This is a genomic window from Burkholderia contaminans, assembly GCF_029633825.1.
In the GTDB taxonomy this organism is placed as follows: domain Bacteria; phylum Pseudomonadota; class Gammaproteobacteria; order Burkholderiales; family Burkholderiaceae; genus Burkholderia; species Burkholderia contaminans.
On the sequence record NZ_CP090640.1, the window covers coordinates 298,920 to 313,324 of the forward strand.

11 protein-coding genes are annotated in these 14,405 nt (G+C 64.0%); 6 read left to right on the plus strand and 5 right to left on the minus strand.

Annotated elements, in window-relative coordinates:
• Window positions 1–24: 24 nt before the first annotated feature.
• Together clpA and clpS are read right to left on the minus strand one after the other, a co-directional pair.
• On the minus strand, window positions 25–2,325 hold the full coding sequence (gene clpA, locus LXE91_RS01460) for an ATP-dependent Clp protease ATP-binding subunit ClpA (RefSeq protein WP_039368198.1): 2,301 nt from the start codon (window positions 2,323–2,325) through the stop codon (window positions 25–27).
• Complete coding sequence (clpS, locus tag LXE91_RS01465; RefSeq protein ID WP_006398529.1) at window positions 2,322–2,636, minus strand: ATP-dependent Clp protease adapter ClpS; 315 nt, start codon at window positions 2,634–2,636, stop codon at window positions 2,322–2,324. Before clpS ends, clpA begins: the two co-directional genes overlap by 4 nt.
• A gap of 544 nt (window positions 2,637–3,180) precedes the next feature.
• Here clpS and LXE91_RS01470 point away from each other — a divergent pair.
• The gene (locus tag LXE91_RS01470; RefSeq protein WP_006478030.1) at window positions 3,181–3,384 is read left to right on the plus strand and encodes a cold-shock protein; all 204 of its coding nucleotides are present in this window, start codon (window positions 3,181–3,183) and stop codon (window positions 3,382–3,384) included.
• A 184-nt stretch (window positions 3,385–3,568) separates the two neighbouring features.
• Here the strand turns inward: LXE91_RS01470 and LXE91_RS01475 are convergent, their stop codons facing one another.
• Window positions 3,569–5,176, minus strand: a complete 1,608-nt coding sequence (locus LXE91_RS01475; RefSeq protein WP_039368203.1) for a multicopper oxidase family protein — start codon at window positions 5,174–5,176, stop codon at window positions 3,569–3,571.
• A 657-nt stretch (window positions 5,177–5,833) separates the two neighbouring features.
• On the opposite strand from LXE91_RS01475, the gene LXE91_RS01480 reads away from it, so the two are divergent.
• On the plus strand, window positions 5,834–6,058 hold the full coding sequence (locus tag LXE91_RS01480; protein WP_006490888.1) for a hypothetical protein: 225 nt from the start codon (window positions 5,834–5,836) through the stop codon (window positions 6,056–6,058).
• A gap of 123 nt (window positions 6,059–6,181) precedes the next feature.
• Here the strand turns inward: LXE91_RS01480 and LXE91_RS01485 are convergent, their stop codons facing one another.
• Together LXE91_RS01485 and icd are read right to left on the minus strand one after the other, a co-directional pair.
• A complete protein-coding gene (locus LXE91_RS01485; RefSeq protein ID WP_039368206.1) occupies window positions 6,182–8,410 on the minus strand; it encodes an NADP-dependent isocitrate dehydrogenase in 2,229 nt (742 codons plus the stop codon).
• A gap of 281 nt (window positions 8,411–8,691) precedes the next feature.
• A complete protein-coding gene (gene icd, locus LXE91_RS01490) occupies window positions 8,692–9,948 on the minus strand; it encodes an NADP-dependent isocitrate dehydrogenase (RefSeq protein ID WP_039368210.1) in 1,257 nt (418 codons plus the stop codon).
• 277 nt (window positions 9,949–10,225) lie between these two features.
• Between icd and LXE91_RS01495 the strand changes: the two genes are divergently transcribed.
• The 4 genes from LXE91_RS01495 to fusA all read left to right on the plus strand — a co-directional run bounded on the left by LXE91_RS01495 (window position 10,226) and on the right by fusA (window position 14,293).
• The gene (locus tag LXE91_RS01495; RefSeq protein WP_039368213.1) at window positions 10,226–10,804 is read left to right on the plus strand and encodes a pseudouridine synthase; all 579 of its coding nucleotides are present in this window, start codon (window positions 10,226–10,228) and stop codon (window positions 10,802–10,804) included.
• Window positions 10,805–11,085: 281 nt separating this feature from the next.
• Window positions 11,086–11,301, plus strand: a complete 216-nt coding sequence (locus LXE91_RS01500; protein WP_011352970.1) for a hypothetical protein — start codon at window positions 11,086–11,088, stop codon at window positions 11,299–11,301.
• Between the two features lie 163 nt (window positions 11,302–11,464).
• A complete protein-coding gene (locus tag LXE91_RS01505) occupies window positions 11,465–11,965 on the plus strand; it encodes a DUF192 domain-containing protein (RefSeq protein ID WP_039368216.1) in 501 nt (166 codons plus the stop codon).
• A gap of 216 nt (window positions 11,966–12,181) precedes the next feature.
• The gene (fusA, locus tag LXE91_RS01510; protein ID WP_039368218.1) at window positions 12,182–14,293 is read left to right on the plus strand and encodes an elongation factor G; all 2,112 of its coding nucleotides are present in this window, start codon (window positions 12,182–12,184) and stop codon (window positions 14,291–14,293) included.
• Window positions 14,294–14,405 lie beyond the last annotated feature (112 nt).

The following is a 14,405-nucleotide window of genomic DNA, read 5'->3' on the forward strand; positions in this document are numbered from 1 at the left end:
TCGCATGAACTACCCGATTATCGCTTACTCGACTTCGACCGCCTCTTCGTTCGGCTTGTGCGGCGGATTCGCCAACTTGTCGAACGACAACTGCACCTTGTCGCTTTCGTCGACGTCGACCGTCACGTGCCCGCCGTTGACGAGCTTGCCGAACAGCAGCTCGTCGGCCAGCGCGCGCCGGATCGTGTCCTGGATCAGCCGCTGCATCGGCCGCGCGCCCATCAGCGGGTCGAAGCCGTGCTTCGCGAGATGCTTGCGCAACGCGTCGGTGAAGAGCGCGTCGACCTTCTTCTCGTGCAGCTGTTCCTCGAGCTGGATCAGGAACTTGTCGACCACGCGCATGATGATTTCCTCATCGAGCGAGCGGAAGCTGATGATCGAATCCAGGCGGTTGCGGAACTCCGGCGTGAACAGGCGCTTGATGTCGGTCATCTCGTCGCCGGTTTCGCGGCGCGTCGTGAAGCCGATCGTCGCCTTCTGCATCGACTCGGCGCCCGCGTTCGTCGTCATGATGATGATGACGTTGCGGAAATCCGCCTTGCGGCCGTTGTTGTCCGTCAGCGTGCCGTGGTCCATCACCTGCAGCAGCACGTTGAAGATGTCCGGATGCGCCTTCTCGATTTCGTCGAGCAGCAGCACGCAATGCGGCTTCTTCGTGACGGCCTCGGTCAGCAGGCCGCCCTGGTCGAACCCGACATAGCCCGGCGGCGCGCCGATCAGCCGGCTCACCGCATGACGCTCCATGTATTCCGACATGTCGAAGCGGATCAGCTCGATGCCGAGCGTGAACGCGAGCTGGCGCGCCACTTCGGTCTTGCCGACACCCGTCGGGCCGGAGAACAGGAACGCGCCGATCGGCTTGTCCATCTTGCCGAGGCCCGCGCGCGCCATCTTGATCGAGGCTGCGAGCGCATCGATCGCCGGATCCTGGCCGAACACGACGCTCTTCAGGTCGCGGTCGAGCGTCTGCAGCTTGCTGCGGTCGTCCTGCGATACGCTCTGCGGCGGCACGCGCGCGATCTTCGAGATGATTTCCTCGATCTCGCTCTTGCCGATCGTCTTCTTCTGCTTCGACTTCGGCAGGATGCGCTGAGCGGCGCCCGCTTCATCGATCACATCGATTGCCTTGTCCGGCAGGTGACGGTCGGTAATGAAGCGCGCCGACAGTTCGGCTGCGGCCGACAGTGCGCCCGACGAATACTTGACGCCGTGATGCTCTTCGAAGCGCGACTTCAGCCCGCGCAGGATCGCGACCGTCTGCTCGACGCTCGGCTCCGTCACGTCGACCTTCTGGAAGCGCCGCGACAGCGCCGCGTCCTTCTCGAAGATGCCGCGATATTCGGTGAACGTGGTCGCGCCGATGCACTTGAGCACGCCGGACGACAGCGCCGGCTTCAGCAGGTTCGACGCATCGAGCGTGCCGCCCGACGCGGCGCCCGCGCCGATCAGCGTGTGGATCTCGTCGATGAACAGGATCGCGTGCGGACGCTCCTTCAGCTCCTTCAGCACCGTCTTCAGACGTTGCTCGAAGTCGCCGCGGTACTTGGTGCCCGCGAGCAACGCGCCCATGTCGAGCGAGTAGACCTGCGCGTTCGCGAGGATGTCCGGCACTTCGCCGCGCGTGATGCGATAGGCGAGCCCTTCCGCGATCGCGGTCTTGCCGACGCCGGCTTCGCCGACGAGCAGCGGATTGTTCTTGCGGCGGCGGCACAGCACCTGGACCACGCGCTCGACCTCGGGCTCGCGACCGATCAGCGGATCGATGCGGCCGTCCTTCGCCATCTGGTTCAGGTTCTGCGTGAATTGCGCGAGCGGGGTTTCCTTCTGCGCATTCGCGTCTTCGCTTTCCGCATTCGCGTCGGACGACTTCGCGGCTTCGCCGTTGTTCGTCTTCGCGATGCCGTGCGAAATGAAGTTCACGACGTCGAGGCGCGTGACGCCCTGCTGCTGCAGGTAGTACACGGCATGCGAATCCTTCTCGCCGAAGATCGCGACCAGCACGTTCGCGCCGGTCACTTCCTTCTTGCCGTTCGACGTCGACTGGACGTGCATGATCGCGCGCTGGATCACGCGCTGGAAACCGAGCGTCGGCTGGGTATCGACATCGTCGGTACCCGGGACGGTAGGTGTGTTGTCGTGGATGAAATTGCGCAGGTTCTGACGCAAGTCCTCGATGTTGGCCGCACACGCGCGCAACACCTCGGCTGCCGTCGGATTATCCAGCAGGGCCAGCAGCAGGTGCTCGACCGTAATGAACTCATGGCGCGCCTGGCGTGCTTCCATGAACGCCATGTGCAGGCTGACTTCCAATTCCTGGGCAATCATGCTTCCTCCATCACGCACTGCAGCGGATGCCCTGCCTGCCGCGCATGGGTAACGACTTGCTCAACCTTGGTCGACGCGATGTCCCGCGTATAGACCCCACAAACCCCTCGCCCTTCGCGATGGACCTTCAGCATGATCTGCGTGGCCGTCTCGCGATCCTTCTTGAAATACTCCTGGACCACCATCACAACGAATTCCATCGGCGTGAAGTCGTCGTTCAGCAGCACCACCTTGTACATCGAAGGCGGCTTGAGCTTCTGCTGCTTGCGTTCCAGGACGGTGCTGTCCTGCTTGTCCGGGATAATCGCCATACACCCATTCTAAACAACTCGGACAGGCCCGCAATCCTGCCATTACCCGACCGACCGGCCGGCGCCCTCCCCGGAATCCCGGAACACGCGATCTTCTTCGCGCCATACGAAAGCCGGCTGCGGTGCCGGCTTTCACGCGTGGCGCGGAACACGAACCGTCAGGGGAACCGCACCGGAACGTCGTGTCTGCATCCAGTATCCCACAAGCCGGGACGACTCGAACGCGTGTCACTCGAGCCTGGTATATGAGCCGATTATGCGGCTTTTCAAGACCTCGCGCTCGGCCGCGTGCTGCTAAGCAAAGCCGGAAAAACCCTGAAAATGGGTTCTTTACAACGTCCCTCTAAACGTCTAAAAATTCCACTTGACACTCCAATAAAGAGCGCCAACAATCAAGCTGGCACTTTTTTCAATTTGCCGGTTGGCAAAATGAAAGAGGCCGAGGTGAGCTTGTGAGGGGGGAACGGCTGCGTTTCAGGTCGTTTAGCTTTTCGAGCGTGCTCGTGGTAAGTAGCAGCGACTGTGTGACAGGGGAAGTAGGAAAATGGCAACTGGTATCGTTAAGTGGTTCAACGACGCGAAGGGCTTCGGTTTCATCACTCCCGATGAGGGCGGTGAGGATCTGTTTGCGCACTTCTCGGCTATCACCATGAATGGCTTCAAGACGCTGAAGGAAGGCCAGAAGGTGAGCTTTGACGTCGTTCAAGGACCGAAGGGCAAGCAAGCGTCGAACATCCAGGCCGCATAAGGCACCGGATATCAGACGAAGAAACCCGGCGCATGTCTTGCGCCGGGTTTCTTTATTTGAGGCCGGCCAATCGATAATCGATTGGCCGGCCTTTTCGTTCAATCCCGATAACTGAACACACATTGTCTTGTCACACGCGCAGATCGAATACTCCTCCCGCGCGTGAAACATAATCGCCACCTCGTTACACGACCTTCAGCGTGCCCATCATGCCGAGATCCTCGTGTTCGAGAATGTGGCAGTGAAACATGCGCTCTCCGGGCATGTCTTGCGTGACGAGAATCGTCACGGTTTCGCCGCTGCGCACGTTCACCGTATCGCGCCATGCACGGAACGGCTCGCTCGTGCGCGAACCGCCCGACGCGCGCTCGATCACCTGGAACTGCGTGCCGTGCAGGTGGAACGGGTGATCCATGTCGGTGCCGTTGCGGATCGTCCAGCGCTCGACGTCGCCACGGCGGCTCGTCAGCGTCGTGCGATGCGGCGCGTAGGTGTCGCCGTTGATCGTGAAGCGCATGCCCGCCGGGCGGCCGTGCGCCGCGCCTTTCATCATCGCGTCCATGTCCATCTCCTCGCCGAACGCGACCTCCTTGTGCGCGACCGGTTCGCCCAGCGACGGCACCGCGCGCAGGGTCGCCGGCAGCGCACGTGCGGCGGCAGGCGCGAATGCGACGTCGGCCAGGGCCAGCGCCGGATCGGGCGGCAGGCTGCCGTGCCCGTCATCGTGCGACATCGACATCTTGCGGCGGTCGTATTCGGCCGCCTGCAGCACGGCGCGCGACGCGCGGTCGCCGGCGCGGACCAGCAACTCCGCCCGTTCGCCCGGCGCGATCAACAGCGACGTGACACGGCGCGGCGCGTCGAACAGGCCGCCGTCGGTGCCTGCGTGCTCGAACGCGCGGCCGTCGTCGAACGCGACGCGCAAATAGCGCGCGCTGCACGCGTTCCACACGCGCCAGCGCTCGTCGCCCGCGACATCGATCCGCGGCCGGCGGGCGCCGTTGACCAGCACGAACTGGCCTTCACGGCCGTTCATCCAGTCCATCATGTCGTTCGGTGCAATCGTGCCGTCGCGCGCAAGCTTCAGGTCCGACACGAACAGGTTGCGCTCGGGCCAGCCCACCAGCGGATCGTCCACGGCGCGCACGACGAACGGGCCGGCGAGCCCGCGGAAGACCTGTTCGGCCGTCATCATGTGCGGATGCGGGTGGTACCAGTAAGTGCCGGCGCTCCCCTTCGGCAACGTGAAGCGGTACACGCGCGACGCGCCGGGTGCAACCGGATCGGACGGATTGCCGTCCTGGTCAGGTGGCACGGGCAGGCCGTGCCAGTGGATCGTCGACGGCTGCGGCAGCTTGTTCACGAACCTGATCTCGACCGTGTCGCCCTCGCGCACGTCGATCAGTGGACCGACGATGGGGCCCTGCGTACCCGCGCCGAACTGCCAGAACGTGGTCGGCCGTGCGCCGTGCAGCATCGGGCGCGCCACCGGCTGCGCCACCAGCGTGGCCCGGAACATGCCGGGCTCGCGGCTTTCGTTCGCAAGCGTGCGCAGCGCCGCGAGCGGCGCGCCGGCCGGCAGCGCGTCGGCGGCCGCGAGCGCGGCCGGTGCGGACTTGCCGCGCGGCCCGTGACCCGCCATCCCTGGCATGCCCGACATGCCGGGCATGTCGTCCATCGAGTCCATGCCGGCCATGCCGGCGTGACCGGCATGCTGCGCCCACGCGGCACGCGCGAACAGCGACGCGGCCGCGACACCAATGGCATGCGACAGGAAGGTTCTCCGTATCATCAATCGTTCCTCGTTATCCATGCTGGGTCGCGCGGCCGCCGCGACGCCCGCGCCGGCCGGCTGACGCGCCGATGCGCGACGCGAATCCCGATGCCCGCGTCATCATAACCGCAGGCCCACATCGGGAAGCGCCACCGCCCGGCGGCGATACGCCGCAGCGCGCGACAACTCCGCACGTGATTCCGCACGCATAGTCGGTCAGTGGTGCGCGGCCCTTCGCTCATGGCCTAAGTGCCACTCAACCCTGCCCCCGGCAGTTCCCACGCGGCATCCTTGGGCCTGCCGTTCCGCCCCACCATGGCGCCGGTCACTTCACCGATCCGCAAACCCGCCAATATTTCACGATGCGGAATAAGTCTCTGCGTTATAAAAATTCGTGGTGCAGGGCACAAAATCCCCGTTTCGCGATGCCGAAAAACGTTCCGCAATACAAAATGACGCAAATAATCATTTGTTTTTAAAAGAGAAATTTTGTTTAGTGAAGCCGTTCTACATGCACCATCCGACCGGGTCGCGGACGTAGACTTTGTTCCATGCACTGACGCTTCGCCACGACGTTCGATACGGAACCCGGCGCAAGCAGCCAGTCGGGCCACAGCCGGCCAAGCCGGCAGGCGGCACAACAGAATCGCTTGTGATCAGAAAGGGAGAACGGAAATGAAGGGATTTCGCTTTGGTTCAGCGCTCGGGTCGTTCTACATCCTGCCGGGTAACGGCGGCTGGGAAGCGACGTTCGGCAACGCCCTGCTCGGCGCATTCTCGTGCCCCGAAGTGGCAGCCGACCACATCTCCCGCGGCGACTGCGAACAACTGTCCGAACTGGACACGGCAACGCTCGAAGTGCCGCACGAAATCGCCGAATGGGAAATCGTTCACGTCTGAATGACAAGCCGGCAACGAAAAACGCCCCGGGCGACCGGGGCGTTTTTCTTTTGTGACCAGCGTCAGGCGGCAATGCCCGCCGCACCGGCACATGCATCGGCCCGCGCGATCGCGCGGCCTGCGTCAGGCGACCGCGTCGACGATGCCGTTCAGCGTCGCGCTCGGGCGCATGGCCTGGCTCGTCAGGTCGACATTCGGACGGTAGTAGCCGCCGATGGCCTGCGCCTTGCCCTGCGCAGCCGCCAGTTCTTCCAGGATGCGCGCTTCGCTGTCGGACAGCGCCTTCGCCACGCCTTCGAACTGTGCCTTCAGCGCCGCGTCCTCGGTCTGCTCGGCCAGCGCCTGCGCCCAGTACAGGCACAGGTAGAAGTGACTGCCGCGGTTGTCGAGGCCGCCGACCTTGCGCGCCGGCGACTTGTTCTCGTCCAGGAACTTGCCGGTCGCCTGGTCGAGCGTCTTCGCGAGCACGACCGCCTTCGGGTTCCGGTATGCGTTGCCGAGGTGTTCGAGCGACGCGGCCAGCGCGAGGAATTCGCCGAGCGAATCCCAGCGCAGGAAGCCTTCCTCGACGAACTGCTGCACGTGCTTCGGCGCGGAGCCGCCTGCACCCGTTTCGAACATCCCGCCGCCGGCCATCAGCGGCACGATAGACAGCATCTTCGCGCTGGTGCCGAGTTCCATGATCGGGAACAGGTCGGTCAGGTAGTCGCGCAACACGTTGCCGGTCACCGAGATCGTGTCCTTGCCCGCGCGGATCCGTTCGAGCGAGAAACGTGTGGCGTCGACCGGCGTCATCACGCGGATGTCGAGGCCGTTCGTGTCGTGATCCTTCAGGTAACGCTCGACCTTCGCGATGATCTGCGCGTCGTGTGCGCGAGCCGGATCGAGCCAGAACACGGCCGGTGCGCCGGTCGCGCGTGCGCGGTTGACCGCGAGCTTGACCCAGTCCTGCACCGGTGCATCCTTCGTCTGGCACATGCGCCAGATGTCGCCCGCTTCCACGGCATGCTCGAGCAGCACGTTGCCCGCTTCGTCGGTGACGCGCACGACGCCATCCGCCGGGATCTGGAACGTCTTGTCGTGCGAACCGTATTCTTCAGCCGCCTGCGCCATCAGGCCGACGTTCGGCACGCTGCCCATCGTGACCGGATCGAACGCGCCATGCTGCTTGCAGTCCTCGATCACAGCCTGGTAGACGCCTGCGTAGCAGCGGTCCGGAATCACGGCCTTCGCGTCGTACAACTGGCCGTCCGGGCCCCACATGCCGCCCGAATCGCGGATCATCGCCGGCATCGATGCGTCGACGATCACGTCGCTCGGCACGTGAAGGTTCGTGATGCCCTTGTCCGAGTTGACCATCGCCAGGCGCGGACGCACCGCGTATTCGGCCTTGACGTCGGCTTCGATCGCTTCGCGCGTGTCGGCCGGCAGGTCCTTCAGGCGCGCGTACAGGTCGCCGATACCGTTGTTCGGGTTGAAGCCGACCTGCGCCAGCACGTCGGCGTGCTTCGCGAGCGCGTCGCGGTAGAACACCGACACGAAGTGACCGAACAGGATCGGGTCCGAGACCTTCATCATGGTCGCCTTCAGGTGCACCGAGAACAGCACGTCCTGCGCCTTCGCGTCGGCGATCTGCGCTTCGATGAAGCTGCGCAGCGCGTTGCGGCTCATCACCGACGCGTCGATCACTTCACCGGCCTTCACGGCCGTCTTTTCCTTCAGCACCTTCTTCGCGCCGTCGGTCGTCGTCAGTTCGATCTTCACGCTGCCGGCATCGGCGATCAGCGCCGACTTCTCGCTGCCGTAGAAGTCGCCTTCGGTCATGTGCGCGACGTGGGCCTTCGACGTGGCCTTCCACGCGCCCATCTTGTGCGGATGCTTGCGGGCGTAGTTCTTGACCGACAGCGGCGCGCGGCGGTCGGAGTTGCCTTCGCGCAGCACCGGGTTCACCGCGCTGCCCTTGATCTTGTCGTAGCGGGCCTTGACCGCCTTCTCTTCGTCCGTCGACGGATCTTCCGGATAGGCCGGCAGCTTGTAGCCCTGTGCCTGCAGTTCGGCGATCGCGGCCTTGAGCTGCGGCACCGATGCGCTGATGTTCGGCAGCTTGATGATGTTCGCTTCCGGCTTCAGCGTGAGCTGGCCCAGTTCGGCCAGATCGTCGGAACCCTTCTGCTCGGGCGGCAGGATGTCCGCGAATGCCGCGATGATGCGGCCGGCGAGCGAGATGTCGCGCGTTTCGACGGCGACGCCGGACGAGCGCGTAAAGGCCTTGACGATCGGCAGCAGCGAATAGGTCGCGAGCGCGGGCGCTTCGTCGGTGAGGGTGTAGATGATCTTGGGCGAAGTGGACATGGTCGATGCGTTGCTACGTGAAAATTTGGACTGGGAGCGCCGGCGGGTAACCGGCGGGGAGCGACCGGGTCGGTCGCGAAAGGGGCGCGCCGGCTCAGCCGGGCGGTGGTATTGCGAGGGCCGTCATGTTCTACCTTGCAAGGGGCTCCGGGCCGCATCGCGGCGCCGCGGCCCGCATGCCGGACCGCCCTGCCAACAAACCTGCCATCCACGAAACGCTCCGGCGCCGGCAGTAGGCGCCGGGGCGGCCGGCAACCTGCCGGCCCACCCCGGAAGGGGTCTTACATGTTCTCGATCAGCACTTCACCGAAGCCCGAGCACGACACCTGCGTCGCACCTTCCATCAGGCGCGCGAAGTCGTACGTGACGCGCTTCTGCAGGATCGACTTCTCCATCGCGGCGATGATCGTATCGGCTGCTTCCGTCCAGCCGAGGTGGCGCAGCATCATTTCCGCGGACAGGATCTCGGAACCGGGGTTCACGTAATCCTTGCCGGCGTACTTCGGTGCGGTGCCGTGCGTCGCTTCGAACATCGCGACCGAATCCGACAGGTTCGCACCCGGCGCGATCCCGATGCCGCCGACCTGCGCGGCCAGCGCGTCGGAGATGTAGTCGCCGTTCAGGTTCAGCGTGGCGATCACGTCGTATTCGGCCGGGCGCAACAGGATCTGCTGCAGGAACGCATCGGCGATCGAATCCTTGATTACGATCTCGTTGCCCGTCTTCGGGTTCTTCACGCGCATCCACGGGCCGCCGTCGATCAGCTCGCCGCCGAATTCCTTCTGCGCGAGCGCATAGCCGGCGTCACGGAACAGGCCTTCCGTGAACTTCATGATGTTGCCCTTGTGCACCAGCGTGACCGACTTGCGATCGTTGTCGATCGCATACTGGATCGCCTTGCGCACGAGACGCTCGGTGCCTTCCGTCGACACGGGCTTGACGCCGATCCCCGACGTTTCCGGGAAGCGGATCTTCTTCACGCCCATCTCGTCCTGCAGGAACTTGATCACCTTCTTCGCCTGCTCGGAGCCCGCGGCCCATTCGATGCCCGCGTAGATGTCTTCCGAGTTCTCGCGGAAGATCACCATGTCGATCTTTTGCGGCTCGCGCACCGGCGACGGCACGCCCTTGAAGTACTGCACCGGGCGCAGGCACACGTACAGGTCGAGTTCCTGGCGCAGCGCGACGTTCAGCGAACGGATGCCGCCGCCGACCGGGGTCGTGAGCGGCCCCTTGATCGACACCACGTATTCCTTGAGCACCTGCAGCGTTTCGTCCGGGAGCCACACGTCCGGACCGTACACCTTCGTCGCCTTCTCGCCCGCGAAAATCTCCATCCAGTGGATCTTGCGCTGGCCCTTGTAGGCATGCGCGACCGCCGCGTCCACCACCTTGATCATGACCGGCGTGATATCGAAGCCCGTACCGTCGCCTTCGATATAGGGAATGATCGGCTGATCGGAAACGTTGAGCGAGAAGTCCTTGTTGACGGTGATCTTGTCACCGCCTTCCGGAACCTTGATGTGCTGATACGGCATGATCGACTCCAGTGACGTGGCTGAGCAGGTGATGCTGGTCGAAGCTGCGCGCGCGGCAGGGGCGCGGCATGGCCACCCCGTGACGGCAACAGCGAGCCGCTATTCTAGCGCCCCAACCGGGCACTTCGGCATGAAGCGCGGCACTGCGTATCAAGCCCCCACTTATGTCTTATATAAGACAGAGGACTTGCCGTTCCGTATTATGCATTAAGATTCCGCCATTTGCCATAGACCGCCCGCCCCCGCTTCCCGCGGCGCGCCGGACGGACGCCCCGCCATGAACCTGATCGCCCTCAACAAGCCGTTCGGCACGATTTGCCAGTTTTCCGCGCACGAGACGCGCCCGTCGCTCGGCGACTGGGTAAAAACGCCCGGCGTCTACGCGGCCGGCCGGCTGGACGCGGACAGCGAGGGGCTGCTGCTGCTCACCGACGACGGCGCGCTGCAGGCGCGCATCGCGGAGCCGCGCCACAAGCTCGTCAAGCGCTACTGGGCGCAGGTCGAGGGCGCGCCGGGCCCCGCCGACCTGAAGGCGCTCGCGCGCGGCGTCGACCTCGGCGACTACGTGACGCGTCCGTGCCGCGCCGAATTCATCGAACCGCCCGACACGCTGTGGCCGCGCAATCCGCCGATCCGCTACCGCGCCGCGATCCCGACGACGTGGATCGAGCTTGCGATCACGGAGGGCAAGAACCGTCAGGTGCGCCGGATGACGGCGGCCGTCGGCTTCCCGACGCTGCGCCTGGTGCGTGTCGGCATCGGCGCACTGGATATATTCGCGCTCGGCATTGCACCGGGAGAAACGATCGCACTGCCGCCACGCGCACCGTGGGAGGGTTTCGCGGCCGCCGGATGACGAATTCGGGACGGGCGAATTTTTCGTCATCTTTTTCGTCAACCGGCTGCGAAGATCGCGCGTTAAACCACGCAGATGCCAACCTTAGCTATCCGGCATTGGCGGCCGAACCCGTGTTTGCGTCACGAAAGCGACGTTTTTATCGAATACGATTCGGCGCCCGCAGCGCAATGAGAAATTTCTCGAAGCGTCTGTCAACCGAAAGGTGGATGGCACCGTTAGACGACATGACTCCTATTGCCGGGTCATTTGGTTAATTAACTAAAGCTGAGGAACACAACATGAACAAACTGATCGCTGCTCTGGTCGCTGGTCTCTTCGCAACGGCTGCTTTCGCACAAGCATCGGCTCCGGAAGCTGCTCCGGCTGCTGCTGAAGCTGCTTCGGCACCGGCTAAGCACGCTGCCAAGAAGCACCACGCAGCCAAGAAGCACCACAAGGCATCGAAGAAGGCTGCAGCGAGCGACGCAGCAGCACCGGCAGCTGCTTCGAACTAAGTAAGCTTGCTGTAATAAATAACGCAGTCAAGAACACGCAGTCTTGCCGTTCTTACGGCGTTGAAAGGCAGATCACCGCAAGGCGATCTGCCTTTTTCTTTTTGTGCCCGACGACACGCATCGCGTACCATGCGGGTCTCGTTTTCCAGATAGGAGCCTTGCTGTGCAATTCTCCCTGCGCTCGTCGCTCGGCCGCCTTGCGCGCGCCGCCGTGTTTCCCGCCGCACTCGCCGTCATGGCGTTCGGCATGCAGGCCGCCAGCGCGCAAGTGCCGCCCGGCGCCAAGCAGCCGAGCGAATTCCCGCGTGTGAAGCTGCGCGCCGGCATGTACGTGATCGACGCGGCCGTCGCCGCGAACGACCCCGACCGCGAACAGGGGCTGATGTACCGTTCGCAGCTCGCGCCGAACGAAGGCATGCTGTTCGTGTTCAACGAGAACGCCGTGCATTGCTTCTGGATGAAGAACACGCTGATCCCGCTGTCGATCGCGTTCATCCGCGCGGACGGCACGATCACCGACATCGACGAGATGAAGGCCGAGACGACCGACAACCACTGCCCGCGCAACAACGGCGTCTATGCGCTCGAAATGAGCAAGGGCTGGTTCGCGGCGAAGGGCATCAAGCCCGGCATGAAGCTCGAAGGCCTGCCGAAGGCCCAGTGACGGCCATTGCCGCGGCGCGGTGCCGCGCAACGACCGAAGCCGGCCGCCCGTTGCGCGCCGGCTTTTTTTCGCCCGCCGGCGGTGACGCCCGGCTTGATTCCGCCGCTGCCGGCCGCATCTGCAAAAGCCACGCGCAAGCGCTATGCTTTAAGTCTCGCTTGACCAGCCCGGGCCGCCACTGTCGGCCCGCTTACATCCGAACCTAAGGAGGTTCACGTGCCCCGCAAAACCCCCATCGAGCGCTATCGCAATATCGGGATCAGCGCTCACATCGATGCCGGCAAAACCACGACGACCGAGCGCATCCTGTTTTACACCGGCGTGAGCCACAAGATCGGTGAAGTGCACGACGGCGCGGCCACGATGGACTGGATGGAGCAGGAGCAGGAACGCGGCATCACGATCACGTCGGCCGCGACCACGGCCTTCTGGAAGGGCATGGCCGGCAACTACCCCGAGCACCGGATCAACATCATCGACACGCCCGGGCACGTCGACTTCACCATTGAAGTCGAGCGCTCGATGCGCGTGCTCGACGGCGCGTGCATGGTCTACGACTCGGTCGGCGGCGTGCAGCCGCAGTCCGAAACCGTCTGGCGCCAGGCCAACAAGTACAAGGTGCCGCGCATCGCGTTCGTCAACAAGATGGACCGCATCGGCGCCGATTTCTTCCGCGTGCAGAAGCAGATCGGCGAGCGCCTGAAAGGCGTCGCCGTGCCGATCCAGATTCCGATCGGCGCGGAAGATCATTTCCAGGGCGTCGTCGATCTCGTGAAGATGAAGGCGATCGTGTGGGACGACGAAAGCCAGGGCGTGAAGTTCTCGTACGAGGACATCCCGGCGAACCTCGTCGATCTCGCCCACGAATGGCGCGAGAAGATGGTCGAGGCCGCGGCGGAAGCGAGCGAGGAACTGCTCGAGAAGTACCTGCACGACCATGAATCGCTGACCGAGGACGAGATCAAGGCCGCGCTGCGCAAGCGCACGATCGCGAACGAGATCGTGCCGATGCTGTGCGGCAGCGCGTTCAAGAACAAGGGCGTGCAGGCGATGCTCGATGCGGTGATCGACTACCTGCCGTCGCCGGTCGACGTGCCGGCCATTCTCGGCCACGACTTCGCCGATCCGGAAAAGCCGGCGGAACGCCATCCGAGCGATGACGAGCCGTTCTCGTCGCTCGCGTTCAAGATCATGACCGACCCGTTCGTCGGCCAGCTGATCTTCTTCCGCGTGTATTCGGGTGTGGTCGAATCGGGCGACACCGTGCTCAACGCGACCAAGGACAAGAAGGAACGGCTCGGCCGGATCCTGCAGATGCACGCGAACGAGCGCAAGGAAATCAAGGAAGTGCGCGCAGGCGACATCGCGGCGGCCGTCGGCCTGAAGGAAGCGACCACCGGCGACACGCTGTGCGATCCGGCGAAGCCGATCATCCTCGAGAAGATGGAATTCCCGGAGCCGGTGATCTCGCAGGCCGTCGAGCCGAAGACGAAGGCCGACCAGGAAAAGATGGGCCTGGCGCTGAACCGCCTCGCGCAGGAAGATCCGTCGTTCCGCGTGCAGACCGACGAAGAGTCCGGCCAGACGATCATTTCGGGGATGGGCGAGCTCCACCTCGAAATCCTGGTCGACCGGATGAAGCGTGAATTCGGCGTCGAGGCGACCGTCGGCAAGCCGCAGGTCGCGTATCGCGAGACAGTGCGCACGACGGCATCCGACGTCGAGGGCAAGTTCGTCAAGCAGTCGGGTGGTCGCGGCCAGTACGGCCACGCGGTGATCACGCTCGAGCCGAATCCCGGCAAGGGCTATGAGTTCCTCGACGAGATCAAGGGTGGCGTGATTCCGCGCGAATTCATCCCGGCCGTCGACAAGGGCATCACCGAGACGCTGAAGAGCGGCGTGCTTGCGGGCTACCCGGTCGTCGACGTGAAGGTGCACCTGACGTTCGGCTCGTACCACGACGTCGACTCGAACGAAAACGCGTTCCGGATGGCCGGCTCGATGGCGTTCAAGGAAGCGATGCGCCGGGCAAAACCCGTACTGCTCGAGCCGATGATGGCCGTCGAGGTCGAGACGCCCGAGGAATTCATGGGCAACGTGATGGGCGACCTGTCGAGCCGTCGCGGCATCGTGCAGGGGATGGAAGACATCGCGGGCGGCGGCGGCAAGCTCGTGCGCGCCGAAGTGCCGCTCGCGGAAATGTTCGGCTATTCGACGTCGCTGCGTTCGGCCACGCAGGGCCGCGCGACCTACACGATGGAGTTCAAGCAGTACGCGGAAACGCCGGCCAACGTGTCGGAAGGCGTGATCAGCGCGAAAGTGAAGTAAGCGCGGCGCGCTCGCGCGCTGCTGCCTGCAGGCAAGGCCCGTCCGGTTCCGGACGGGCCTTTTTTCATTCGGCGCCCGCGGCCTTTTGATCGGCACGCCAGGCGTTTTTTTC

Coding starts and splice junctions, on each gene's coding strand:
- clpA (WP_039368198.1), bottom strand. CDS start 2,325: ATGATTGCCCAGGAATTGGAAGTCAGCCTGCACATGGCGTTCATGGAA.
- clpS (WP_006398529.1), bottom strand. CDS start 2,636: ATGGCGATTATCCCGGACAAGCAGGACAGCACCGTCCTGGAACGCAAG.
- LXE91_RS01470 (WP_006478030.1), top strand. CDS start 3,181: ATGGCAACTGGTATCGTTAAGTGGTTCAACGACGCGAAGGGCTTCGGT.
- LXE91_RS01475 (WP_039368203.1), bottom strand. CDS start 5,176: ATGATACGGAGAACCTTCCTGTCGCATGCCATTGGTGTCGCGGCCGCG.
- LXE91_RS01480 (WP_006490888.1), top strand. CDS start 5,834: ATGAAGGGATTTCGCTTTGGTTCAGCGCTCGGGTCGTTCTACATCCTG.
- LXE91_RS01485 (WP_039368206.1), bottom strand. CDS start 8,410: ATGTCCACTTCGCCCAAGATCATCTACACCCTCACCGACGAAGCGCCC.
- icd (WP_039368210.1), bottom strand. CDS start 9,948: ATGCCGTATCAGCACATCAAGGTTCCGGAAGGCGGTGACAAGATCACC.
- LXE91_RS01495 (WP_039368213.1), top strand. CDS start 10,226: ATGAACCTGATCGCCCTCAACAAGCCGTTCGGCACGATTTGCCAGTTT.
- LXE91_RS01500 (WP_011352970.1), top strand. CDS start 11,086: ATGAACAAACTGATCGCTGCTCTGGTCGCTGGTCTCTTCGCAACGGCT.